Source organism: Streptomyces sp. NPDC059371, from assembly GCF_042751995.1.
Classification (GTDB): Bacteria; Actinomycetota; Actinomycetes; order Streptomycetales; family Streptomycetaceae; genus Streptomyces.
Genome location: NZ_JBHYXD010000107.1, coordinates 5930 through 30428, shown reverse-complemented (window position 1 = coordinate 30428; position 24499 = coordinate 5930). Strand labels below are relative to the sequence as shown.

22 protein-coding genes and 1 tRNA gene are annotated in these 24499 nt (G+C 72.2%); 12 read left to right on the top strand and 11 right to left on the bottom strand.

The features are described 5' to 3' along the window. Positions 1-344 precede the first annotated feature (344 nt). From ACFXGX_RS36695 to ACFXGX_RS36670, 6 genes are all read right to left on the bottom strand, one after another. Positions 345-1511: a lipid-transfer protein gene (locus ACFXGX_RS36695; RefSeq protein WP_384800591.1), complete on the bottom strand. Its 1167-nt coding sequence runs from the start codon at positions 1509-1511 to the stop codon at positions 345-347. Further along, positions 1508-1903, bottom strand: coding sequence for a MaoC family dehydratase (locus ACFXGX_RS36690; protein WP_355768796.1), 396 nt, complete (start codon positions 1901-1903; stop codon positions 1508-1510). Before ACFXGX_RS36690 ends, ACFXGX_RS36695 begins: the two co-directional genes overlap by 4 nt. After that, entirely contained in the window at positions 1900-2994 is a 1095-nt protein-coding gene (locus ACFXGX_RS36685; protein WP_384800588.1) for an acyl-CoA dehydrogenase family protein, read from the bottom strand. The genes ACFXGX_RS36690 and ACFXGX_RS36685 overlap by 4 nt, the downstream gene beginning before the upstream one ends. Position 2995: 1 nt before the next feature. Continuing rightward, entirely contained in the window at positions 2996-3976 is a 981-nt protein-coding gene (locus tag ACFXGX_RS36680) for a bifunctional MaoC family dehydratase N-terminal/OB-fold nucleic acid binding domain-containing protein (RefSeq protein WP_384800596.1), read from the bottom strand. A 107-nt stretch (positions 3977-4083) separates the two neighbouring features. After that, positions 4084-5277, bottom strand: coding sequence for an acyl-CoA dehydrogenase family protein (locus ACFXGX_RS36675; protein WP_384800585.1), 1194 nt, complete (start codon positions 5275-5277; stop codon positions 4084-4086). Positions 5278-5551: 274 nt separating this feature from the next. Then, positions 5552-5857, bottom strand: a complete 306-nt coding sequence (locus ACFXGX_RS36670; RefSeq protein WP_384800582.1) for a hypothetical protein — start codon at positions 5855-5857, stop codon at positions 5552-5554. A 371-nt stretch (positions 5858-6228) separates the two neighbouring features. Here ACFXGX_RS36670 and ACFXGX_RS36665 point away from each other — a divergent pair, with 371 nt between their 5' ends. Beyond that, a complete protein-coding gene (locus ACFXGX_RS36665) occupies positions 6229-7170 on the top strand; it encodes a bifunctional DNA primase/polymerase (protein WP_384800580.1) in 942 nt (313 codons plus the stop codon). A gap of 101 nt (positions 7171-7271) precedes the next feature. On the opposite strand, the gene ACFXGX_RS36660 is transcribed toward ACFXGX_RS36665, so the two are convergent. Next, positions 7272-7358, bottom strand: a tRNA-Ser gene (locus tag ACFXGX_RS36660). A 508-nt stretch (positions 7359-7866) separates the two neighbouring features. On the opposite strand from ACFXGX_RS36660, the gene ACFXGX_RS36655 reads away from it, so the two are divergent. Then, the gene (locus tag ACFXGX_RS36655) at positions 7867-8682 is read left to right on the top strand and encodes a DUF2637 domain-containing protein (RefSeq protein ID WP_384800577.1); all 816 of its coding nucleotides are present in this window, start codon (positions 7867-7869) and stop codon (positions 8680-8682) included. A 56-nt stretch (positions 8683-8738) separates the two neighbouring features. On the opposite strand, the gene ACFXGX_RS36650 is transcribed toward ACFXGX_RS36655, so the two are convergent. After that, a complete protein-coding gene (locus ACFXGX_RS36650) occupies positions 8739-10229 on the bottom strand; it encodes a S1C family serine protease (protein WP_384800574.1) in 1491 nt (496 codons plus the stop codon). A 257-nt stretch (positions 10230-10486) separates the two neighbouring features. Here ACFXGX_RS36650 and ACFXGX_RS36645 point away from each other — a divergent pair, with 257 nt between their 5' ends. The 3 genes from ACFXGX_RS36645 to ACFXGX_RS36635 all read left to right on the top strand — a co-directional run bounded on the left by ACFXGX_RS36645 (position 10487) and on the right by ACFXGX_RS36635 (position 13180). Beyond that, positions 10487-11296 carry a glycerophosphodiester phosphodiesterase gene (locus tag ACFXGX_RS36645; RefSeq protein WP_384800571.1) on the top strand — a complete coding sequence of 270 codons (810 nt, stop codon included), beginning with the start codon at positions 10487-10489 and terminating at the stop codon, positions 11294-11296. 127 nt (positions 11297-11423) lie between these two features. Further along, positions 11424-12053, top strand: coding sequence for an ATP-binding protein (locus ACFXGX_RS36640; RefSeq protein ID WP_384800568.1), 630 nt, complete (start codon positions 11424-11426; stop codon positions 12051-12053). Between the two features lie 158 nt (positions 12054-12211). Further along, a complete protein-coding gene (locus ACFXGX_RS36635) occupies positions 12212-13180 on the top strand; it encodes a DUF5926 family protein (protein WP_384800565.1) in 969 nt (322 codons plus the stop codon). Positions 13181-13421: 241 nt separating this feature from the next. Here the strand turns inward: ACFXGX_RS36635 and ACFXGX_RS36630 are convergent, their stop codons facing one another. Both ACFXGX_RS36630 and ACFXGX_RS36625 read right to left on the bottom strand, forming a co-directional pair. Then, entirely contained in the window at positions 13422-14000 is a 579-nt protein-coding gene (locus ACFXGX_RS36630; protein WP_384800563.1) for a hypothetical protein, read from the bottom strand. Positions 14001-14055: 55 nt separating this feature from the next. Continuing rightward, entirely contained in the window at positions 14056-14721 is a 666-nt protein-coding gene (locus ACFXGX_RS36625) for a bifunctional DNA primase/polymerase (protein WP_384800560.1), read from the bottom strand. 482 nt (positions 14722-15203) lie between these two features. Here ACFXGX_RS36625 and ACFXGX_RS36620 point away from each other — a divergent pair, with 482 nt between their 5' ends. Together ACFXGX_RS36620 and ACFXGX_RS36615 are read left to right on the top strand one after the other, a co-directional pair. After that, entirely contained in the window at positions 15204-16715 is a 1512-nt protein-coding gene (locus ACFXGX_RS36620) for a PP2C family protein-serine/threonine phosphatase (protein ID WP_384800557.1), read from the top strand. Positions 16716-16813: 98 nt separating this feature from the next. Next, positions 16814-18301 carry an aminopeptidase P family protein gene (locus ACFXGX_RS36615; RefSeq protein ID WP_384800554.1) on the top strand — a complete coding sequence of 496 codons (1488 nt, stop codon included), beginning with the start codon at positions 16814-16816 and terminating at the stop codon, positions 18299-18301. A 141-nt stretch (positions 18302-18442) separates the two neighbouring features. On the opposite strand, the gene ACFXGX_RS36610 is transcribed toward ACFXGX_RS36615, so the two are convergent. Continuing rightward, the gene (locus ACFXGX_RS36610; RefSeq protein ID WP_384800551.1) at positions 18443-18898 is read right to left on the bottom strand and encodes an ATP-binding protein; all 456 of its coding nucleotides are present in this window, start codon (positions 18896-18898) and stop codon (positions 18443-18445) included. 251 nt (positions 18899-19149) lie between these two features. Between ACFXGX_RS36610 and ACFXGX_RS36605 the strand changes: the two genes are divergently transcribed. The 5 genes from ACFXGX_RS36605 (at position 19150) to ACFXGX_RS36585 (ending at position 24327) form a co-directional block, all read left to right on the top strand. After that, complete coding sequence (locus ACFXGX_RS36605; RefSeq protein WP_384800548.1) at positions 19150-19998, top strand: hypothetical protein; 849 nt, start codon at positions 19150-19152, stop codon at positions 19996-19998. A gap of 227 nt (positions 19999-20225) precedes the next feature. Further along, positions 20226-20960 (top strand): YcnI family protein, encoded by a 735-nt coding sequence (locus ACFXGX_RS36600; protein WP_384800545.1) that lies wholly within the window; start codon positions 20226-20228, stop codon positions 20958-20960. Positions 20961-21147: 187 nt separating this feature from the next. After that, entirely contained in the window at positions 21148-21801 is a 654-nt protein-coding gene (locus ACFXGX_RS36595; protein ID WP_384800542.1) for an SCO family protein, read from the top strand. After that, the gene (locus tag ACFXGX_RS36590; protein ID WP_384800539.1) at positions 21798-22280 is read left to right on the top strand and encodes a copper chaperone PCu(A)C; all 483 of its coding nucleotides are present in this window, start codon (positions 21798-21800) and stop codon (positions 22278-22280) included. The genes ACFXGX_RS36595 and ACFXGX_RS36590 overlap by 4 nt, the downstream gene beginning before the upstream one ends. 13 nt (positions 22281-22293) lie before the next feature. After that, positions 22294-24327, top strand: a complete 2034-nt coding sequence (locus ACFXGX_RS36585; RefSeq protein ID WP_384800536.1) for a copper resistance CopC/CopD family protein — start codon at positions 22294-22296, stop codon at positions 24325-24327. The last annotated feature ends 172 nt before the right edge of the window (positions 24328-24499 follow it).

The window sequence follows — 24499 nt, the reverse complement described above, 5'->3', positions numbered from 1 at the left end:
GTGGTGGCCGGTCCACATTTCAGCCCCGGCCGGGCAGCAGGTTCAGCCCCTCCGGCGACAGTTTCAGACCCTCCGGGGGCAGTAACAGCCCCTCCGGCGTTTGAGGAGTGGGGGCTGGGGCGGAGCCCCAGGGGTGATGGGGGTCCCCCCCTGGTCGAGCGAAGCCGAGACCTTGGGGGAGGGCAGGGGCGGAGGGGCGAGAGAAGAGGGGTGGGGTCCCCCGGGCGGGCAGGTCGGAGTCTCGCCCGGCCGGGCGGGTCGGTCCTTCGGGGCCGGGTGGGCCGGGAAGCCGCCGGTGGCCACCGGGCCTCAGCGGGTGGGGGTGATGCCTGGTGGCGGGGTTCTCAGGCGTCGGACCCGAGGATCAGGCCCGAGGTCGGGACGCCGGTTCCCGCGGTCACCAGGACGCGGCCCGCGCCCGGTATCTGGTTCACGGACGTGCCGCGCAGTTGCCGTACGGCCTCCGCGATGCCGTTCATCCCGTGCAGATAGGCCTCCCCGAGCTGGCCCCCGTGCGTGTTCAGAGGCAGCCTCTCCTCGGCGACGAAGTGCGCGGCCTCCCCCGGCTTGCAGAAGCCGAACTCCTCGAGCTGCATCAGGACGAACGGCGTGAAGTGGTCGTACAGGATGCCCACGTCGATGTCCGCCGGGCTCAATCCGGCCGTGCGCCACAGTTGCCGGGCCACCACGCCCATCTCAGGAAGCCCGGTCAGCTCGTCACGGTAGAAGCTGGTCATCTGCTCCTGCGCCCGCCCCGCGCCCTGGGCGGCGGCGGTGACCACCGCCGAGGGGCGCGGCAGATCACGGGCCCGCTCCACGGAGGTGACCACCAGCGCCTGGCCGCCGTCGGTCTCCTGGCAGCAGTCCAGCAGCCGCAGCGGCTCCACGATCCACCGCGAGGCCGCGTGTTCCGCCAGAGTGATCGGCCTGCCGTGGAAGTAGGCGGCCGGGTTCGTCGCCGCGTACTTCCGGTCCACCACCGCGACATGGCCGAACGCCTCGGGGGTCAGTCCGTACGTGTGCAGATACCGCTGGGCCGCCATCGCCACCCAGGAGGCCGGGGTGAGCAGCCCGAACGGCAGCGCCCAGCCCAGCGCCGCGCCCTCCGCCGACGGCTCCCGCCGCTGCACTCCCGAGCCGAATCTGCGCCCCGACCGCTCGTTGAACGCCCGGTAGCAGACCACGACCTCGGCCACGCCGGTGGCGACCGCGAGCGCCGCCTGCTGGACGGTCGCGCACGCCGCGCCGCCGCCGTAGTGGACGCGCGAGAAGAACGACAGCTCTCCGATCCCGGCGGCCTGCGCGACGGTGATCTCCGGGCTGGTGTCCATCGTGAACGTCACCAGACCGTCCACGTCCCCCGGTGTCAGGCCCGCGTCGTCGAGCGCGGCCCGCACCGCCTCGACCGCCAGCCGCAGTTCGCTGCGCCCCGAATCCTTGGAGAACTCGGTGGCCCCGATGCCCACGATCGCCGCCCGCCCGCCGAGGCCGTCCCGCCCGCGCACGCTCATGCCGCACCGCCTGCCGGGACCGTCACCGTCACCGTGCCCATGACGTGCCGGCCGATGCCGTTGGCGCCGAGGATCCTGACCGTCGCCGTGTCGCCCTCGACCTCCTCGACGGAGCCCGTCAACACCATCGTGTCTCCGGGGTGGTTGGGGGCGCCGAGCCGTATCGCCACCCCGCGCAGCACGGCGGCCGGGCCGAAGTGGTCGGTCACATAGCGGCCGACCAGGCCGTTGGTCGTCAGGATGTTCATGAAGATGTCCGGCGATCCCTTCGCCCGCGCCAGATCCGCGTCGTGATGGACGTCCTGGTAGTCCCGTGAGGCGATCGCCCCAGCCACGATCAGCGTGCGGGTGATCTCGATCTCCAGCGGCGGCAGCACGTCGCCCACCCTCATGTCTCCACCTTCCCGTTCGCGATCAACTCCCCCAGTTCCTGGAGCAGTTCGCCTCCGCAGCCCAGATACGCGTCCAGTTGCCTGCCCCACAGGAAGTGCCGGTGCACGGGGTGCCCGAGGTCGGCGCCCGCCCCGCCGTGCAGATGCTGGCCCGTGTGCACCACCCGCCGGCCTGCCTCGGACGCCCACCACGCGGCCGTGAGAGCGTGCGTCGCGTACGGCAGCCCCTCGTCGCGCCGCCACGCGGCCTCGTACGCCGTCACCCGTATCGCCTCGGTGTCCATGTACGCGTCGGCGGCGCGCAGTTGGACTCCCTGCCGGGCCGCGAGCGGCTGCCCGAACTGCTCGCGCGCGTTCGTGTGCTCGACCGCCCGCGCCAGCGAACCCGCGCACACCCCGGCCTGGAGCCCGGCGAAGGCGGTACGGGCGGTCGCCAGGAGGTCCTCGTACGCGTCCGCGGCGCCCAGCGCCTCCCCCGGCGTCCCGTCCAGGCTCAGCCGCCCCGCCGACCAGGGCGCGGTCAGCTCGACCGGCTCGCTCGCCGCCGCCTCCGCGGTGCGGACGAGCCAGAGCCGGCGGCTCTCGTCGGCGACGAGCACATGGGTGGCGTCGCGCAGCCAGGGCACGGCGGGAAGGACCCCGGTCAGCGTCCCGGAGACGGAGGGGGAGGGAGAGGGGGAGGGGGAGGGGGAGGGGGAGGGGGAGCCGGAGGGGGACACGGAGGCCGGCAGGGCTTCCGCGGCCGATATCGCGCCGGTCACCACCACCGTCCCGTCGGCGATCCCCGGCAGCAGTCGCTCGCGCTGCTCCGGCGACCCGTGTGCCGCCACCGCGAGCAGTCCGTACACACAGCTCGCGGCGAACGGCACCTGCGCCGTGACCCGCCCCTGCTCCTCCAGCAGCAGGACGAGCCCGAGGAGCCCGGTGTCCGCGACCGCCCCCACGAGTCCGGCGGCGCACAGTTCCTTCCACAGTCCGGCGTCGCTGCCCGTACCGGCAGCGGTGAGGCGTTGGTGGGTGGAGTGGTCGCCGAGGATCCGCGCGGCCAGATCCACGGCGGCGGCCTGCTCCTCGGTGGGCGTGAAGTCCATGTCAGCTCCCCTCGCGCGGGCCGGCGACGGCAGCGGCGACGGCCGCCCGGAAGACGGGCAGCTCCAAGTCCTCGTCGTAGCGCCGGAATTCGAGCCGGACGGGCATCCCGATCCGCACCTCGTCGTACGGCACCCCCACCACATTGCTCACGATCCGCACGCCCTCGGCGAGCTCGACCAGGGCGACGGCGTAGGGAGGATCGAAGGCTGGGAACGGCGGATGATGCATGACGACGTACGAGTACACGGTCCCCTCGCCACCCGACTCGACCGTGTCCCAGTCCGGGCCGCCGCACGCCCCGCACCCGGGCAGCCACGGGAACCGCAGCGTCCCGCACGCCGTGCAGCGCTGGATGAGCAGCCGATGCCGTCCGACGCCCTCCCAGAAACCGGCGTTGTCCCGGTTGACCACCGGACGTGGGCGCCCGCTCCCCGGTTTCGCGGTGCCCGCCGAGACCGGAGACGCGTCCGTGCCTCTCGGACTCCGGCGCGCCGGCGCGTACTTGAGGATGCGGAATCTGTGCGTCCCGGCGAGTTCGCCGCCCGCCCGGATGTCCATCCGCGTGGTGACGAAGTACCCCGTGCCGAGCTTGGTCGTCTTGCGTCCGGACACCGACTCGATCATCGAGTCGAAGGTGATCTCGTCCCCGGGGCGCAGCGGCCGCAGATACTCCTGTTCGCAGTCGGTGGCGACGATCGACGTGTATCCGGCGCCGTCGAGCAGGGCGAACAGCTCGTCGTAGGTCTCGGAACGGCCGGGCCGGCCGGCGTGGCCGGAGAGGCCGCTCATCGTCCACACCTGGAGCATGGTGGGCGGGGCCACCGCGTCCGGCCCCGTGTAGGCCGGGTTGGTGTCGCCCATGGCCTCGCACCAGTGCCGGATCATCGGCGCGTTGACCGGGTCCCGGCCGACGCCCCCGGCGGTGGCCTCACGCCCCTGGTACTCCTTCAGACGCGCCGACAGCTCGTCCCCGTCGGACACGCCGCCCCCGGACCCGGCTTCGTCCCGCCCGGCCTCCTCCCGCGCCACGGCGTCGGGCCCGACGCCGTGTCCCGCCGCCGGGCCCTCGCCGGGCGCGCCCCGGCCGCTCACCGCCGCCCCCGCCGCATACCGAGCCGCATCGTCGCGACGATCTCCCGTTGCACCTCGCTCACCCCGCCACCGAACGTGTTGATCTGGGCCGCCCTGTTCATCCGCTCCAGTCCGCCGCCACCGAACGCCCCGGCGGAGCCGGAGCGGACCAGGGCTTCCGGTCCCACGACGTGCTGGCACATCCGGTACACCGCGACCGCGGATTCGGTCCCCATGACCTTCACGCCGCTCGCGTCCCCGGGTGCCGGCCCGCCCGCCCCCACGTCCCCCACGTCCCCCACCAGACGCCAGTTGAGCAGGCGGGACGCCGCCAGCCGGGCGTGCACCTCGGCGAGCTGGGAGCGCACCCACGGCTCGTCCGCCGAGCGCCGCCCGGTCACCGGGTCAGGCGTGCGGGCCGCCTCCAGCGCGGCTTCGTAGAAGTCCTCGGCCTGCATGCCGATCGCGGCGAGCGCGACCCGCTCGTGGTTGAGCTGGCTGGTGATGAGTCCCCAGCCGCCGTTCTCCTCGCCGACGAGGTTCCCGGCCGGGACGCGGATCCCGTCGTAGTAGGTCGCCGTGGTGGTCTGGCCGCCCACGGTCTCGATCGGTGTCCACGAGAAGCCGGGAACGTCGGTGGGGACGAGCAGGATCGAGATGCCTCGGTGCCTGGGCGCGTCCGGGTCGGTCCGGCAGGCGAGCCAGATCCAGTCGGCGTTCTGGGCGTTGGACGTGAAGATCTTCTGCCCGTCGATCCGCCAGAACCCTCCCCCGGCGCCGTTCTCCCCGGTCTCGCGGACGGCGCGGGTGCGCAGCGAGGCGAGGTCGGTGCCGGCCGACGGTTCCGAGTACCCGATGGCGAGGACGAGCTCGCCCTTCAGGATGCGCGGCAGGAAGAACTCCTTCTGCTCCTCGCTGCCGTACTTCATGAGGGTCGGTCCGACGGTGTTCAGCGTGACCATCGAGACGGGTGCGCCGGCCCGGTGGGCCTCGTCGAAGAAGACGAACTGCTCGTCCGCTCCGCGCCCCTGCCCGCCGTACTCGACCGGCCAGCCGAGTCCGAGCAGACCGTCCGCTCCGATGCGGCGCAGCAGCGCCCGCTGCCGGGCGGGGTCGTCGGGGGGCGGCGGTCCGTCCGGCATCAGATCCCGGAAGTACGCGCGGAGTTCGGCGCGCAGCCGCTGCTGGCGCTCGGTGGGGGCGAGGTGCACGGCGGCGGCCCTCCCGGACCTCGTGCGAACAAGGTTTTCTGACTGTCCGTCAGATACCGTTGCCTGTCAAGGTCGTGGGACCGGCCCCTGCCCGACGCCGGGCGGGCAAGAACGTCCGCGCGACGATGCCGAAGCACCGCCGCGCGGACGTTGTGAATCCCCCGCCTCACCCCGCTCCGGGCCCCACCCCGGAGCCCCGCCCCCCCCGGCCCTACGAGGAGGCCGCCGCCTCACGAAATACCCCCGGCCGACGGCAGTCCGCCGGCCCCGCCCGTCAGAGTCCGGCGAAGTTGATCAGGACGTTCGAGTTGCCCTGGTTGAGGGCCGTGGGCGCGGAGCCGTTCACCTGGGCCGTATTGCTCTGATTCGAGGATCCGGTGCCGACCGCCTGTTGTTGGGTGACGGAGGAGTTGCCGCTGTTGTCGCCTCCGACTCCGCCGCCGGCGGTCGCCACTCCCGCGTTGGATCCGGTGTCCGCGATGGCGCCGTTGTCGGCCGCGGCGACCCCGGAGAACAGGGCGGCTGCCAGCGGCAGGGCCGCGGCGGCGGCGAGAACGCGAGCGGTACGGATGCTTGCCATGCGAGTTCCTCCAGAAGCGGTTGTACGCACCGGCGTCGAGCCGGGACGTACGGGAAATACGGCTTGTTCCAGGGCGGCCGGCCGGCCGCCTCGGCACTGTCCACGACGTCGCGAGTCCAGAGTTGCCCAGGTCATCCCGGGTGAACCACACCGGAAGCCGCAATTCCCCCTCAAGCGTGAGGACATGTCGATAAACCACCTTCACGCACGCGAAGTCCCTGCTCAGCCCCCTGTCGGCCACGGGGTCCGGGCCCCGCAACGGCTGAAGCGTTCCGGCACCTTTCCGGCCGTTCCCGCCTCTCACCCGACCGGCTCCCGCGCGGGCCGGGAGAGCCCTTCCCTTTCTCGAACACTCGTACGATTATGGAGCCATGGCCACCATCGACCGGCGGGCCACCACTCTGGCCCTGGCTCACGCCCTGTCCGCAGCCGAGCGCGGACTCGCGGTGATCCCGCTGTCCCGTACGAAGCTCCCGGCCCTGCGCTCACCCCACCGCGACGACCCCGACCCCCGACCGTGCCACGGCGAATGCGGCCGCTTCGGGCACGGCGTGTACGACGCCTCGACCGAGCCCCGGCGCATCCGCGAACTCTTCGCCGCCGCCCCCTGGGCCACCGGCTACGGCATCGCCTGCGGGCTGCACCCGCACCACCTCATCGGCGTCGACCTCGACACCAAGTCCGACACCGACTCCTCGACCGCCCTGCGCGAACTGGCCCTGCGCCATCTGTTCACGATCCCGGACACGGTCGTCGTCGTCACCCCCAGCGGCGGCCGCCATCTGTGGCTGAGCGGGCCGCCGGACGTCGTCGTCCCCAACTCGGCGAGCCGGCTCGCCCCCGGCATCGACATCCGCGGCGCCGGCGGCTACCTCGTCGGCCCCGGCTCACGCACCGAACGGGGCGTGTACGGGACGGCTCCCGGCACCTCCGGGCTCGCACCGGCGCCCTGCCCGCCCGAACTCCTGCGTCTGCTCCTGCCCCCGCCCGCGCATCCGGCCCGCGACCGCCACTCCACGGACTCCGCGCACTCCGCCGACTCCAGACACTCCGAGCACTCAGCGCACTCCGCGCACTCCGCGAACGAGCGACAGGGCCAGGGGCTGGTCCAGTTCGTCCTCGCCGCCCACGAGGGCCAGCGGAACACCCGTCTGTTCTGGGCCGCCTGCCGCGCCTACGAGAACGGCTTCGGCCCCCAGCTCACCGCCCCGCTCGTCGAGGCCGCCGTCCGCACGGGCCTGACCGAACGAGAGGCCCGCTCCACGATCGCCTCGGCGGCCCGGATGACCGCCCCTTCGCCCCGGCGGCAGTGAGGCGGGTGGTGATCCCGCGCCGGGTGAACACGCCCGGCCCGCGATGGACGGACACGACGAAGGCCCCTGACCGTTTCTCCCGGTCAGGGGCCTTTCACCTGCGGTGGGTGTGGGATTTGAACCCACGGTGACATCGCTGCCACGACGGTTTTCAAGACCGTTCCCTTAGGCCGCTCGGGCAACCCACCTCGCTCCCGCCCAGGCGGGTGGAGCGGGTACAGAGTACCCGGCTCCGAGCGTGCCGCGGGGGCACGGTCCGCACCGGATCCACCAGCGCCGATCCGGCTCGCGGGAGTCACCGGCCGGGCGCCGGGCGGGGGGCGCCCGGCGACGCGCCGGACGGCCGGCCGACGTACACGAAAAGCCGCTTTGGTGAATACTCCCGCCACCACGCCCTCACTCGTTTGCCGCACACCTGGAGGCAGGGGAGCCGCGTTAGCGGAGCATGGCGAAAGCAAGATCTCTCGCTCCGACCGTCTCCGAAGCGATGGCAGCGCGGCCGGCTCCGGCCCCCGCGGCGTCGGCCTCGGCCCCCACGGCGTCATCCCCGTCCCCCGCCGTACCGGCCGGGCGACGCGCCGGCGCGCACGCCGCCGCGTGCGCGCCGTCCGACGTCCGCGGCCCGTCGTCCGCGACCGGCACGCGACACCGGCACGCACGGCCGCCACAGCACTCACACGACCGGGGCGAATTCCGGTGAATGACGACTACCCCAACCTCTCGTTCGCCCGGTACGGCCAGAATCCCGGATATCCCGCCGGGACGGAGACCGGCCCGTACGGCGATCCCGTGACCCCCCTGAACGAACAGGGCTGGGACCCCGTCGAGGAACTCACCTACCTCCTGCAGGACGCCGCGGCGGCGGACCAGGATGTCACCGTGCCGCCCCCGCGCGGCGAGCCGGTCTACACGGACGAGTTCACCGGCGACCCGATGGACAACCTGGTGCAGATCACCGCCGAGTTGCCGCCCATCCGGCGTTCCTCGGCCGGGCACCGCAAGGTACGGGTCCGCAATCACCGCAACTGGCTGCAGACCGTCAGCTTCGTGCTCGCCGCGGTCGCCGCCGCCACCGTGTCGATGGTGAGCGTCTTCAGCGGCATGGTGGCCTACTCGCCGCTGCAGCGCATCGCCTCCAACGCGCAGAGCGGCACGGGGCCTTGGTGGCCTCTGCTGATCTACGGCCCCTGGATGGTGGCCTCGCTCTCCATCCTGCGAGCCGCCCTGCACCAGCGCCGTGCCGTGCACTCGTGGTACGTGGTCCTGCTGTTCTCGTCCGTCGCCATGATGTTCTGCGTGGCCGACGCCCACCAGACGATCACCGGTGTGGCAACCGCCGTCGTCCCCGCCCTGGCGTCGTTGACCTGCTTCCAGCAGTTAATCCGTCAGATCACCCTGACCCGGCCGCCCCGCCAGAGCACGTCCCGCCACCGGCAGCGCCCCTGCCCGCCCGCACCCCCCGAGCGCGCGGACGGCAAGAAGGGGTCGTCCGCGAAGAAGCCGCGCGTCTGACAACGCGGAAGGGGTGCCTCCCCTGGGAGACACCCCTCGCGCGCGGGATCGAACGATCAGCTGTCGCCCTGCCGGGAACCGAGGGTGACGTCGACCGTGTGGGTCTTGCCGTCGCGCGTGTAGGTGAGCTTGACGGTGTCGCCCGGCTTGTGGGTCCAGATCGCGCCGATCAGGGTCGGGCCGCTGTCGATCACCAGGTTGTCGAGCTTGGTGATGACATCGCCGGGCTTGAGGCCCGCCTTGGCGGCCGGACCGCCGGACTCGACCGCCGAGGTGCCGCTCGCGCCCTGCTCGGTGATCTTCGCGCCGCCGGTGCCCTCCTCCAGGGAGACCGACGCGCCGATCTTCGCGTACACCGGCTTGCCGGTCTGGATGAGCTGCTGGGCCACGTGCTTGGCCTGGTTGATCGGGATCGCGAAGCCCAGGCCGATGGAACCGGACTGGCCGGAGCCGCCGAGGCCGCCGCTGCTCGACGACTGGATCGCCGAGTTGATGCCGATCACCGCGCCCGAGGCGTCGAGCAGGGGACCGCCGGAGTTGCCCGGGTTGATCGAGGCGTCCGTCTGCAGGGCGCTCATGTACGAGGACTTGCTGCTGGCGCTGCCGTCGCTGGAGGCGACGGGGCGGTTCTTGGCGCTGATGATGCCCGTGGTCACGGTGTTGGAGAGACCGAAGGGCGCGCCGATCGCGATCGTGGAGTCGCCGACGGCCACCTTGTCGGAGTCGCCGAGGACGAGCGGCTTCAGGTCCGAGGGCGCGTTCTTCAGCTTGATGACCGCGACGTCGTACCCCTGCGCGTGGCCGACCACCTCGGCGTCGTACTTCTTGCCGCTCGAGAAGGTGGCGGTGAGCTTGCCGCCGTCGACCGCGTCCGCCACCACGTGGTTGTTGGTGAGGATGTGGCCCTGCTTGTCGAAGACGAAGCCCGTGCCGGTGCCGCCCTCGCCGTTGCTGCTCTGGGCCTCGATGGTGACGGTGCTCGGCAGCGCGTTGGCCGCGACGTTCGCGACCGTGCCCGAGGCGCGCTTGACCTCGCCGCTGCCGCTCGGGGCGGAGACCGTCGTCGAGTCGGTGGAGTTGTCGTCGTTCTTGGCCAGCGAGTAGCCGATGCCGCCGCCGACACCGCCGGCGACCAGCGCGGCCACCAGGACGGCGGCGATCAGACCGCCGCGCCTGTTCTTCGGCTGCGGCGCGGGCTGCTGGTAGGAGGAACCCCACCCGCCGTCACCCGGGCCGCCGCCGTCGGCGTACGAGGGGGTGGCGGGCGGCGGAGGCGGCCAGCCCGCCTCGGGGGCGGAGCCCTGGGTCGGTGCCTGTCCGTAGGGGTCGGCCCCCTGCCCTGCGCCGTTCGACGCGTACGCCGGCATGCCCGCGGGCGCCGACGAGTGCTCCGGTGCGCCGGGAGTGCCGGGCACCGCGGGGATCGGAGCGGTCGGCGCGCCCCCCGGGTACGAGGCGCCCTGCGCGGAAGCAGCGGGAGTTTCCACCGGCACGGGAGGTGCGGACGGGGCCGGGGGTACTGCGTTGCCCTCGTTCTCGGTGCTCACAGCTCTTCTCCTCGATCCACGGCTGTTGTTATCGGTCGCACTCGGTCACGCCCACTCACGCTTGTCGATGGCCCGGCGCGATTCAGCTGTGCATGTGCTTTTGTACGCCGTCAGCTTTTCCCACAGGGCGTCAGGGCACCATAAGCGGTGGCTGTGCGTCCGAGGCCATCCTTTATAACGGACCTTTATTACTAAACGGAATGTTTTGCGACATATCTCACCTCACATGAGCCCGGCGACGATGGCACCATGACGCGGTGACCCTCGCACGACAGCACCCGATTCAGGTCGTCGCCCACCGCGGAGCCTCCGAAGAGGCCCCCGAGCACACACTGGCCGCTTACAAGAAGGCGATCGAGGACGGTGCGGACGCCCTCGAGTGCGATGTACGGCTGACCGCCGACGGCCATCTCGTCTGTGTCCACGACCGCCGCGTGAACCGGACGTCCAACGGCCGCGGAGCCGTCTCCGCCCTGGAACTCGCCGAGCTCGCCGCACTGGACTTCGGCTCGTGGAAGAACCGCGACGAGTCGCCCGACTGGGAACATGCCCCGGGGAGTCTGACGGACACCTCCGTCCTGACCCTGGAGCGCCTGCTCGAACTCGTCGCCGACGCCGGCCGCCGTGTGGAGCTGGCCATCGAGACCAAGCACCCGACCCGCTGGGCGGGCCAGGTCGAGGATCGGCTGCTCCAGTTGCTGAAGCGTTTCGGTCTGGACGCCCCCGCCTCCCCGGCCGAGTCCGCGGTACGGGTCATGAGCTTCTCGGCGCGCTCGCTGCACCGCGTCCGGGCCGCCTCCCCGACCTTGCCGACGGTCTATCTGCTCCAGTTCGTCTCCCCCCGGCTGAGGGACGGACGGCTGCCCGCCGGTGTCCGGATCGCGGGCCCCTCGATGCGGATCGTCCGCAGTCACCCCGGGTACATCGAACGGCTGAAACGCGCCGGTCACCAAGTGCACGTCTGGACCGTGAACGAGCCCGAGGACGTCGATCTCTGCGTTGAACTGGGCATCGACGCCATCATCACCAACCGCCCGCGCGCGGTGCTCCGCCAACTGGGCCGCTGACCTGGCCCGGCCCGAGGCCGGCGACCCCCCGGAAAACACCACGATCGCCCATCGAAAACCATCGAGAATCGGCCACCCGGTCACAGGGAGTGCTCCGGCGCGTTCGTTCCGCAATCGATCGTTACGAGTGCGTCAGCAGACGCCCACTGGCCGGTTTCCGGTCCAGTCCAAAGGGGCATTCACACCGTGGCGTGGGGTGAAGGAGGTCTCGGGGGTGGCGTTGGTGGTGGCACAGGAGGTGCCCACGTCGTCGAGCATGGCCGTACCCCATGGCCCTGCGGGCGTGGGGAAGGCAAGACACCGGATGCGCGATCAACTGCGTTCGGGGGGTGTGGCGGAAACGGTCATCGACGATGCCGTACTGATCCTTTCCGAGCTGCTCAGCAACGCGTGCCGACATGGCAGGCCCCTGGGCGACGCCCTCGCGGGCGACGGGGACGTGCGCGCGGCCTGGCGAGTCGATCCCGCGGGCCGACTGACGGTCGAGGTGACGGACGGCGGTGGTCCGACCCGCCCCGTGCCCGCGACCCCGTCGGTCACGGCCCGTGGCGGCCGCGGGCTGAACATCATCACGGCGCTCGCCAAGGACTGGGGTGTCCGGGACGACATCCACGGCGAGGTCACCGTGTGGGTGGTCGTCCAGGACGATGTGCAAAGGGCGCACCGGCACGACGACTTCGCTACGCGCGTCGCGTCACCGAGGGTGTCCGGGATCCCCGATCTGGACTTCGTGGACGCCTTCGACGACCTCGACTGAGCCGGAACGGACGACCTCGGCCGAGCACACCGGGGCGCACGGACGGACCTCCGGGCCACGGACCACGCGGTGCGTTGTCCACAGGATCCCGTCCGTCCTCCTGCGAACGGCTAGGCTCGCGCCAGTACGAGACGAGCCGTGATCGGGAGACACCCACGATGGCCAAGAAGCGACCCCAGACGAAGGCCAAGCAGCCGCAGTTGACGGACGGCGGCGAGATCCCGGTCGTAGGAGCCCGCGAGCCCTGCCCCTGCGGCAGCGGCCGCCGGTACAAGGCCTGCCACGGCCGCACCGCCTCACACGCGGCGACCGAGCTGGTGCACCGCCCGTTCGAGGGCCTGCGGGGCGAGGGCGACTGGGTCGCGCTGCGCGAACTGGTGCCCGCCGCGACGGTCGCGCTGACGCTCAAGGAAAGCCTGCCCGAGGGCGTCCCCTCGGTCACCCTCGCCACGGTCCTGCCGATGGCGTGGCCCGCGCTGCGCCGCGAGGACGGCTCGGTGCTGCTCGGCCTGCAGAACGACACGCCGTCGGGCGACATCAGCCGCGACCTGGCCGACACCCTCCGGCGCGCGCTCGTCGCGCCGCCCGGCACCCCGGTCGAGGGGCGGCGCGCCCCGGCGGACGGTCCCCGGCTCCAGGACCTGCTCGACCCCGAAGGCGCCTTCGAGCCAGTTGTGCACAGCGGCTTCGAGTTCTGGGTCCCGGACGCGGAGAACGCGACGCCCGAGGTGACCGCCTCGCTGGAGCGGGCCAACGCCGCCGCCATCCCGACGGTGAAGCTGTCCGGGGTCGACGCCGCCTACTGGTGCGAGACGCCGGACAAGAACCACCTGCGCTGGGTCATGCCCCACGCCGAGGAGCGGCTTCTGGACGCTCTCGCGCGGCTGCACGCCGAGGGCCGTTCGAGCCTCGGGGAAGGCACCCGGCTGGTCGGTTCCTTCCGGGCGCACGGGCTCACGGTGCCGGTCTGGGACCTGCCGAGCGGTGTCACGGCGGACGACGTCGAGAAGCCGGCGGCCGAGTTCGCCGAGCGCCTCGCCACCGCTCTGGCCATGGACGCGCCGCTGACGGCGGACGAGCGCCGTGCACGCGGGGGTCTCACCAACCGCCAGGTGACACTCAGCTAGTCCACAGCGAGCCCACAGGACGGGAAACTGACCGACCGGTCAGCTCGTCAGGGCCTCGGAAACGGGTGACTCCTGTCACAACTCCCCGTTGTGACAGGTAAATCCGTGTCCGAATAGCCGAGATCGAATTTGCGAACCGCCGATCTCTTGTTACCGTTCGAGTAGCCCGGTTGCTGGTGCATCCCCCGTCGCCAGCAACCGGGTCTTTTCATGTTCGGAATCCCGAACAATATCAATCGGCTTACCCGCGGACCGAGTTGCTTCCCGAGCGCAGCAGCAGCGGCCCGGCGCCGCTCCGCGCGAATTCCGCTACCGCCGAGTAGCCTCCCGGATCCCCCGCCACGTTTTCCCGGGGCGTCTCGCACGCCCCCGGGGCGTCCTCCGCGTCCACGGCGCAGTTCATCTGCACCGTGCGTCCGCCGGGGCCCATCAGAGTCAGGGCGGAACTCAGCGCGTCGCCGGTCGCGTTGCGGTAGTACGTACGCGCCCAGGTCTCCTCGCCCTGCGTCAGGACACAGGTCTGCGCCTCGACGCCGTCGGGCGAGGAGAGTTCGGGGCCGCACCGGGCGGCGGTGGCGAGACCGAGGCCGAGCCGCAGCGGAGAGCTCCGGGGTCCGGGCGGCCGGTCGTCCGCGGCAGCCGCCGCGCGCACGGCCGCCGAGGAGCCGGCGTCGCCCACCGGACCGGCCGAGGCCACCGCCAGCGGCAGGCCGAGGACGAACGCCACGACTCCGGCCAGGGCCATCAGGCGGACACTTCGAGGGTCCGGTCCGCCGCCCGGCGGCACCTCGGCCCCGTACGCCCCGGAATGACGCTGCATGGGCGGACGATAACGAGCAGGGGAGGGCGCGCGGCGCGCCGCGCGCCGGACGCCCCTACAACTCGGGCGCGCTCACACCCGTACGAGTGAGTGCCTCGACGACGGCATCCACCACGGCTTCCACGTCGGGCACCCAGGGGGCGGCCGAACCGGGCAGCGGAGCGCGCTCCCAGCGGATCTGGCCCTGGCCCGTCTCGGACGGCGGCAGCGCGATGTAGCCGCCGTCGCCGTGGAAGCGCAGGGAGCCGGGGACGAAGTCCTTGGCGTAGAGCAGCTCGCCGAGCTGCTCCATGGAGTACGGGGCGACGAGGATCGCCCAGCGGGAGGGGGACGCGACGACCGGGCCGAGGCGCATGCCCGTGCGGTCGAGGGCGTCGAGCGCGCGGGCCGCCGCGACGGCGGGCAGGCTCACCGCGCACGGGGCGCCGCCGCCGGTGGCCAGCACGATGGGGGCCGAGGGCCGGTTGGTCCACCACCAGCGCACCATGCGCTCGTCCGTGGTGGCCGTGAGGAGGCCGGGGTCGAAGGGATGGGCGCCCGGCACCGTGCACTCCGGGTCGGGGCAGCCGCAGCGGGCACGCCCCTGCGGGTCGGCCGCCACACCCGGGAGTACGGGCCACCGCCATGCGGCCGCGAACGTCAGGGCCGCGCTGAGCATCTCAGGCCGCCCGTTGTTTCGCCTGGACAGGAGCCTGCGTCGCCTTCCGAGGATCTCGCGCATGAGCGCTCGTTCCTTTCCGTTGCACGCCTGGCAACACCGAGGATCACATCACACCATGTGTCGATCACTTCACTGTGCGTACCTGCTGGCGCATCACACCCCTGCTGGAGACAAGGGGAACCCCTCTGAGCCGAGCATGTGGCTGTGTCCGCGCCCATACCGCGTACATCCAAAGCATGGGCGTGGCGTGGGGTGGCGGCGCCTGGCGTTTTACGTCCCGCGTATTGCTAGCCGCCTCCGCCACGGGAGGATGGGGCACGGTCGTCGGTGGTTAAGACGCCCGGGTCCGTCGCCAGGTTCCGGGCGGATCTCAACCACCCCTGGCCTTCACCGAGTACGTACCCATCACGACCGCTGTGACGCTCCGTCGAACGAGGCCAGTCGACCTCAATCAGCCGTTACCCGAGTCAGTTTTAGGCCAATTTTAGTTTCCCGCAAGGGTTACCACCGGTCGCACGGACACCAGGAATCCTGGCAGGACAATGCTGGACATCCCCTCACGAGTACGTGTACATGTGGAGACACCGCTAGCGGCGCAGAACGACATGGGGGTTTGCGATGCTATTGAGCAAAACGCACCGGTCGGAAAGCCGGGCGTCATGACCGCCCCTCACCTTCCTAAAGTGGCCGGAATCGATTCAACGGTTCCTTCGCCCGCGCACACTGTCGCGCCGGCGCCCGCCCCCGCGGGCGCCTCCCCGGCCGCCCCGCCGGCCGGCCCCGGAGCGGCTCTCCAGGACCGTCTCGCGGGCTGGGTCTCGGATCTCACCACGCTCCACGAACTCACCGAGCGCGTCGCCCGCACCGCGACGCTGGACGAGGCGCTGCAGGAACTGCTGCGCGCCGGAGCCGCCCTCGTGGGTGCCCGGCGCGGTCTCGTCGTCCTGGAACCCGGCGACGGACTGGGCCCCGACACCACGATCGGCCTCGGCCTCGCCCGAGCCGATCTCGGCCACATCGAGACGGTGCCGCGCAGTTCCATGTCGTACGGGAAGATCCTGGACGGACTGCCGGGCGGCGAGGGTGAGATCACCCAGCCGGACCTCCTCTCGGAGGACGGGCTCGACCCGCGCCAACGCGAGGTCGCCGCCCGCCTCGGCTACGCCGCCAGTTACGCGCTCCCGCTGTCCACCGAGGCGGCCGGCCGTCTCGGTGCCGCCGTATGGCTCTACGACGAGCCCGCCGAGCCGGTGGAACGCCAGCGCCACCTCATCGGCCTCTACGCCCGCTACGCCACCGAGCACCTGGCCCGGATGCTGGAACTCGAACGCGCCCGTGCGTGCGTGACGACGATGTCCGAGGAGCTGCTTCCCCCACGGCTGCCCCGGGTCTCCGGCGTCCAGCTCGCCGCCCGGCACCGCACCGGCCCGCGCGGCGGCGGCGACTGGTACGACGCGCTGCCGCTGCCCGACGCCGCGCTCGGCCTCGCGGTCGGCTCCGTCACCGGCTCGGGACCCAGCGCGGTCGCCGCCATGGGCCGGCTGCGGGCCTCCCTGCGCGCCTACGCCGTCATGGAGGGCGAGGACCCGGTCGCCGTGCTCTCCGACCTCGAACTGCTGCTGCGGCTGACCGAACCCGCGCGCTCCGCCACCGCCCTGTTCGCGTACTGCGAGCCCTCCCTGCGCAAGCTCACGCTCGCCGGTGCCGGACACAGCCCGCCCCTGGTGATCGGCCCGCGGCGCACCGAGTTCGTGGAGACCTCCCTGTCCGCGCCCCTCGGCATGCTCGCCTGCTGGGAGGCACCGAGCGTCGAACTGACAGCCGACCCGGGCGAGACCGTGCTCATCTACACCGACGGCCTGCTGCACCGCACCGGCGACCCGATGGACCGTGCCTTCGCCCGGCTGCACGCGGCGGCGGCGAGCGTCCCGAGGGCGCTGCGCGACGACCCCGGCGCGATCGCCGACCACGTGCTGCGCGGTGTGCTGCCGGACGGCCTCGACGAGGCGGACAGCGACGAGGACGTCGTCCTCCTCGCGGCCCGTTTCGACTGAGAGGGCGCTCACCCGGTGTAACAGGCCTTCCGGCCCTGGGCCCCCTTCAGTACGACCGTACGATGGGGAGGTCCAAAGTCGTATGAAGGAGGCAGACCGTGTCGGAGGCGCTCACCCCGGAGACCCCGGAAGCCGTACTCGACGAAGCCGCTGACGAAGCGGGCGAGGAAGAGCCCATCAAGCAGCGCAAGAACGGCCTGTACCCGGGCGTGTCCGACGAGCTGGCCGACAGCATGAAGTCCGGCTGGGCCGACACCGAGCTGCGGGGCCTCACGCCCGTCGCCCAGGCCGAGTACACCGCGGCCCGCCGTGCCGCGCTGTCCGCGCGCTTCCCGGGCGAGCGCCTGGTGATCCCCGCGGGCAACCTGAAGACCCGCTCGAACGACACGGAGTACCCCTTCCGTGCCTCGGTCGAGTACGCGTACCTCACCGGCAACCTCACCGAGGACGGCGTCCTCGTGCTGGAGCCCGCCGCCGAGGGCCACAAGGCGACGATCTACCTGCTGCCGCGCTCCGACCGTGAGAACGGCGAGTTCTGGCTGTCCGGGCAGGGCGAGCTGTGGGTCGGCCGCCGCCACTCCCTGGGCGAGGCCGAGCAGCTCTACGGCATCCCCGCCTCGGACGTCCGCGAACTGCCGGCCGCGCTGACCGAGGCCACCGGTCCGGTCCGTGTCGTGCGCGGCTACGACGCCGCGATCGAGGCCGCGCTGACCGACAAGGTCACCCGCGAGCACGACGACGAACTGCGCGTCTTCCTGTCCGAGGCACGGCTCGTCAAGGACGAGTTCGAGGCCGGCGAGCTGCAGAAGGCCGTCGACTCCACCGTGCGCGGCTTCGAGGACGTCGTGAAGGTCCTCGACAAGGCCGAGGCCACCAGCGAACGCTTCATCGAGGGCACCTTCTTCCTGCGCGCGCGGGTCGAGGGCAACGACATCGGCTACGGCTCGATCTGCGCTTCCGGTCCGCACGCCTGCACGCTGCACTGGGTGCGCAACGACGGCCCGGTCCGCTCCGGCGACCTGCTGCTGCTGGACGCGGGCGTGGAGACCCACACCCTCTACACCGCCGACGTCACCCGCACGCTCCCGGTCAACGGCACCTACTCGGAGATCCAGAAGAAGATCTACGACGCCGTGTACGACGCCCAGGAGGCCGGTATCGCGGCCGTCCAGCCCGGCGCCAAGTACCGCGACTTCCACGACGCCGCACAGCACGTGCTGGCCGAGCGGCTCGTCGAGTGGGGGCTCCTCGAAGGCCCCGTCGAGCGTGTCCTGGAGCTCGGTCTCCAGCGCCGCTGGACCCTGCACGGCACCGGCCACATGCTCGGCATGGACGTCCACGACTGCGCCGCCGCGCGCACCGAGACGTACGTCGAGGGCACGCTGGAGCCGGGCATGTGCCTGACCGTCGAGCCGGGCCTGTACTTCCAGGCGGACGACCTGACCGTGCCGGAGGAGTACCGCGGCATCGGCGTCCGGATCGAGGACGACCTCCTGGTCACCGAGGACGGCAACCGGAACCTGTCGGCCGGCCTGCCGCGCCGCTCGGACGAGGTCGAGGCCTGGATGGCGTCCCTCAAGGGCTGACACCGTGCCCGCGAGGGCGGACACGCGACCGATGGCCGGGCGCCTTCCGAGGCTCCCGGCCATCGGCCTGTCCGGAACGACTCCCGGAGGGGCCATCGGCCTGTCCGGGGCAGCCCGCGGAGGCCGGCGTCGTCCGGCGGGTCAGGCCGGCAGCAGTGAGGGGGCCGTCCTCCACTTGAGGATCTTGTCGAAGCTCACCACCGCGCCGCCGCGTCCCGGCCTGTTGCCGATGTGGACGTGGTCGGCGAGCTCGCGGATCAGGCACAGCCCCCGGCCGTGCTCCGCGTCCTCGCCGGCCTTGCGGAGTACGGCGCGGGCGTTCCCGGCCGGAAAACCGGGGCCGAAGTCGGCGACTTCGATACGGCACTGGTCACCGTCGAGATAGGCCGTCACGCGGTACGCCCCGCAGGAGGAGCCCCGGCCGTCGTCCCCGCCGTGCTCGACGGCGTTGGCGCAGGCCTCGGTGAGAGCGACGGAGAGGTCGTACGAGATGTCCGGGTCCACGCCCGCGCTCTCCATCGTGCCGAGCAACAGGCGTCTGGCGAGCGGAACACTCGCAGCCTCGCGCCGCAAATGGAGTGACCACCAGATGCTCATGCTCCAGCCTCCCGGCCGCGGCTCGACATACCGTTACGTATTGCCGCAACCACCCGTGCGCAATCGCATACGCGACGTGATGCCGCCCATACGGCCGACGCGCTCACATGAGTCGACGGTGTATGCACGCGTGATCTTCGGCCGGACAGTGGCCCTTCGGCCGTCCGCCGCACGGAGGACGGACCGGTCACATGCCGTCAATCGGACCTGCCGCACGGGGCGTCGCGGCCCAGTGCGATGATGAGCGCGCCATGACTGCCCCCCACCAGCGTTCGGCGCGTTCCGGAGCAGGCCTCCGGACCCTGAGGGCCGCGGTGTTCGCCGCGGTCTGCGTTGTGCTGGCCGCGGCCGGTCACGGAATCGCCTCCTGTGCCACCGTCCCCCTGTGGACCCTGGGCGCCGGCTTCCTCACGGTCTTCGCGGTCGCCGGGGCGCTGGCGGGCCGGGAACGCACCCTGCCGGGCATCGTGGCGCTCCTCGCGCTCGGCCAGACGGTGCTGCACTCCCTCTTCGGCCTGGGACCGGGGAGCGGCACGGCGGCCGGCGGGTCGTCCATGGGCGCGATGGCGCCGGGGATGCCGATGTCCGACGCCACACTCGTCGAGCGGGCCGCCCGCCTGGTGTGCGGGACGGCCGCGGCGGCGATCAGTCCCGCGCAGGCCATGAAGATCCTCGCCGACGCGCGGATCGACGCGGGCACGACCGGGATGACGGGCATGACGTCGTCCATGAGTCATGCCGCGGACGCCCTGCCCACCGCCGCGGGCACCTCGATGCCGGTGCTGCCCTCCCTGCCGATGCTGCTCGGCCACGTGCTCGCGGCCCTCGCCGCCGGATGGGTGCTGCGCCACGGCGACCTGGCCCTCCTGCGGCTCATGCGCCTGTCGGCCCAGGGAGTCACGGAAGCGGCGCTCGTACGTTCCCTGCGCGCCGCCCTCACCCTCGTACGCGCCCTGCGTACGGGACTTCCCGGGACGCCCGAGATCGCGCGCACGCCGTGTACCGCGCCGCTCGCGCCCCTCACTCCACGGACGACCGCGCTTCAGCACACCGTCGTCCGGCGCGGGCCGCCCGCCTCCGCGTTCGACCTCGTCGCCTGACACGACGCGCCACTTCACGGAGACCCACGGAATTCCCCGGGCCCCCGGAGTCCTCGACTCCACCGCCCCGACGGGACTTCACGGACGTTCTCGAAGGGGACGCGGTCGTGCCGCACGCGCGCGTGCCCGCCGGGTCTCCCCCGGGCATCCTTCCGCCCCTTCCACGGGACACCGAGGCGCACGCGCGTCCCCTTCGTCACCGGACTGAAAGTGGAGTGTCTCCTCACATGAAGGCTTCTCGTCTCGCCGCCGCCGGCACCGTCGCCGCCACGGCCGTTCTCGCCCTGTCCGCCCCCGCGTTCGCGCATGTCAGCGTGCAGCCCGAGGGCGTGGCCGCCAAGGGCGGCTACACCGTCGTGAACTTCAAGGTGCCCAACGAGCGCGACAACGCCTCGACCACCCAGGTCGAGGTGAACCTCCCGGCCGACCACCCGCTGGCCTCGGTCATGCCCCAGCCCCTCGACGGCTGGACCGTGAAGGTCACCAAGTCCAAGCTGGACAAGCCGGTCACCGCGCACGGCGAGAAGATCAGCGAGGCCGTCACCAAGGTCACCTGGACCGCCGACGGCAAGGGCATCGAGCCGGGCTTCTTCCAGAAGTTCCCGCTCTCCATCGGCGCGCTGCCCGAGGACACCGACGAGCTCGTCTTCAAGGCCGTCCAGACGTACTCCGACAAGGAGGTCGTGCGCTGGATCGAGCCGCAGAAGAAGGGTGCGGAGGAGCCCGAGCACCCGGCCCCGGCCCTCGCGCTCAGCGCCGCGACCGAGGGGGGACACCACGGGGGTGCCGCCGCCGAGGACGCCTCCCACACGGAGGAGACCGCCGAGCACACCGACGAGGCCGCCTCCGCCGGTGACAGCAGCGACACCACCGCGCGCGTACTCGGCGTCGTGGGCATCCTCGTCGGCCTGGCGGGCGTGGCGTACGGCGTTCTGGCCGGCCGGCGGCGTACCAACGCCTGAGGTGCCCGCACGCATCTGAGGCACTGAGACACACACGCTCCTGGTGGGCACCGGAGGGCCGCGGACGCGGCTCTCCGGACCGGCCGCCGGCCGCGTCCGGCCCGGCCCTTCGGCCCCGTTCGGCCCGGCTTCGGCCCCGTCCGACCCCCGGTGCCCACCGGAGCGCTCACATCTGGGACATTTTTCTATGCGCAAGAAGACGTACGCGGCGGCCGCCCTGTTCGCCGCCGCCGCTCTGACCCTCTCCGCCTGCGGCAGTGATGGCGCCGGCAACGAGCCGGTCGCCGCCGTGTCCGCCGAGGCCGGCGCCACCAAGGCCGCGACGGTCCTCGACAACCCGTTCGAGAAGCCGGACCTCGTGCTCACCGACACGGCCGGCAAGAAGTACGACCTGCGCGCGGAGACCAAGGGCCGGCCCACGCTGATCTACTTCGGCTACACCCACTGCCCCGACGTCTGCCCTCTGACGATGAACAACCTCGCCGTCGCCAGGAAGCAGCTCCCGAAGGCCGAACAGGACAAGCTGCGCGTCGTTTTCGTCACCACCGACCCGGCCCGCGACACACCCGCCGCGCTCGGCACCTGGCTCAAGGGCATCGACCCCGACTTCATCGGCCTCACCGGCGACTTCGCCGCGATCCAGGCCGGTGCCCGCCGCCTCGGCATCACCATCGAGCCGACGAGCAAGGACAAGAACGGCAAGACCGTCTCGGTGCACGGCACCCAGGTCATCGCCTTCTCGCCGAAGACCGACGCGGGCTATGTGCTGTACGGCGAGGGCGCCACCGTCGACGACTACACCAAGGACCTGCCCGAGATCGCCGAGGGGAAGAACCCGTGAGCCGCCGTACGGGCCGCCGCGCGGGACTCCTCGCCGTCTGCTCCCTCGTCCTGGCCGCCGGGACACTGACGGGCTGCGGCTCGGACGGCTCCCCGTCGTCCTCCGCCGCTCCCGAACTCAAGGTCACCGGCGCCTACATGCCCGCCCCGAGCATGGACACCATGGCGGCGGGCTTCTTCACCGTCACCAACTCCGGTGGCGCCGACACCCTCACCTCGGTCACCAGCGACCTCTCGGACGACGTGACGATGCACGCGACCGTGGACGGCGCGATGGAGGAGAAGAAGTCGTTCGCCATACCCGCCGAAGGCACCCTGGACCTCGCCAGCGGCGGCAATCACCTCATGTTCGCAAAGCTCACCCACAAGCCCGGACAGGGCGAGAAGGTGTCCGTGGAACTGCACTTCGCCAAGTCCGGCACGGTCAGGATCTCCATGCCGGTGAAGCCCGCGACCTACAACCCGAAGACCGGACGCTGAGGGAGGCATCACCGTGACACCGACCATCGCCCCCCGCCTCAGGACCCTCCTGCTGCTGTTCCTCGCCGTCACCGGAGCGCTCCTGGCGGGCGCCGCGCCCGCCTCCGCGCACGCCGCGCTGACCGGAAGCAATCCGACGCAGGGATCGGTGGTCGACGAGGCACCCGCCCAGGTCTCGCTCACCTTCTCCGAACAGGTCTCGCTGAACGACGGCTCGCTCCAGGTGCTCGACCCCAAGGGCAAGCGGGTCGACACCGGCGGCGCGAGCGACCTGGGCGGCGACACCTACGGCCTGAAGATCCGGCCGGGCCTGCCCGACGGCACGTACACCGTCACCTACCAAGTGGTGTCGGCGGACAGCCACCCCGTCTCGGGCGCCTTCACCTTCTCCGTCGGCGCCCCCTCGCAGACCTCCGTCGCGCTGTCCGGCCAGCCGGTGGGCGGCGGCCTCGTGGGCTTCCTCTACGGAACCGCGCGCTACCTGTCGTACGCCGGTTTCATCCTGCTCGTCGGCGGCGCCACCTTCGTACTGGCCTGCTGGCAGCGCGGGTCGGGCGTCCGGCCGGTACAGCGGCTCGTGGTCGGCGGATGGCTCACGCTCACCGCCTCCACCCTCGCCCTGCTGCTCCTGCGCGGCTCCTACGTCGGCTCCGGCAAGGCCGGCGACATCTTCGACCTGAACCTGCTCGGCGAGGTGCTGCAGACCAAGTCGGGCGCCGCGCTGGTGTCGAGGCTCCTCCTGCTCGCGGCCGCGGCGCTGTTCATCGCGGTGCTGTTCGGCGCCTACGCCCGACGCGACGAGGACGAGCGCGCGGCCGGCGAGCACAGCGGTGAGACGGAACCGGCCGAGGGAACGGACGCCGGTGCCGCGGACGCCACCGAGGACGCCGGTGCCACCGAGGCCGCCGGTGCCGCGGACGCCGGGGACCCGGCCGCCGAGGCCGAGCACCTGGCCGCGGAGAAGAACGACCTCACCTTCGGGCTCGCCGTCGGCGGCACGGTCGTCGCCGCCGGCCTCGCCGCGACCTGGGCCATGGCCGAGCACGCCTCGACCGGCGTCCAGCCGGGCGTCGCGATGCCCGTCGACGTCCTGCACCTGCTGGCCGTCGCCGCCTGGCTCGGCGGTCTGGCGACGCTCGTGGTGGCCCTGTTCCGGGCTCCCGCACAGGCACCCGTCGAGGCCGCGGCCGTCCGCCGGTTCTCCCGCCTCGCGTTCGGTGCCGTCGTCGTCCTGGTCGCCACCGGGATCTACCAGTCGTGGCGACAGCTCGGCTCCTGGTCGGCGCTCACCGACACGTCGTACGGACAACTGCTGCTCGTCAAGGTCGGCCTGGTGGCCGTTCTCGTGGGCATCGCGTGGATCTCGCGGCGCTGGACGGCCCAGCTCGCCGAGGCCACCGCTCCCGAAGCCGCCGCCGTCGTCGTGGAGCAGCGCACCGAGCTGAGGACGCCCGCCACCGTCCCCGCCGGGACGGACTCCCGGCGCGTCGCCCAGCTCGCCCGGCAGCGGGCCGCCGTGGACTCCACGCGCGACAAGCGGGTCCGCGACGCCGACCCGCAGCGCTCGGGTCTGCGGCGCTCGGTGCTCGCCGAGGCCGGGGTCGCGGTCGTCCTGCTCGCGGTCACGACCGCGCTGACGGCCACCGAGCCCGGACGCACGGCGGAGGCGGCCCGCCAGGCCACCGCGTCCGCCTCGCAGCGCTCCGGACCGCTGTCCCTGAAGATGCCGTTCGACACGGGCGGCGAGGACGGCAAGGGCACGGTGGAGGTCACCTTCGACCCTGCCCGCGTCGGCGGCAACCAGATGCACGTCTTCGTGCTCCGGCCGAACGGCAAGGCCTTCGACGTCCCCGAGGTGAAGGTCGCCTTCACCCTCACGGCCAAGGACATCGGCCCGCTGCCCGTGACCCCCGACCGGGTCGCCACGGGGCACTGGGCGGCGAGCGCCGTGCAGATCCCCCTGGCGGGCGACTGGAAGATCGCGGTGACCGTGCGCACCTCCGACATCGACCAGGCCACCGTGAACAAGAACGCGCAGATCGGCTGAACCTGACCATGGCTGACCAGTCCACCCCCGGGACCTCCGCCCGCTCCACCCGAACGGCCCCGTCCTCCGAGGCGTCGCCCGGCACCGCGTCGCCGGGCGACCCCCCCCCCGGGGGGATGGCACCGCGCCCCGGGGGCGGGCCCCCCCGCGCCCCCCCGCGGGGGGGGGGGGG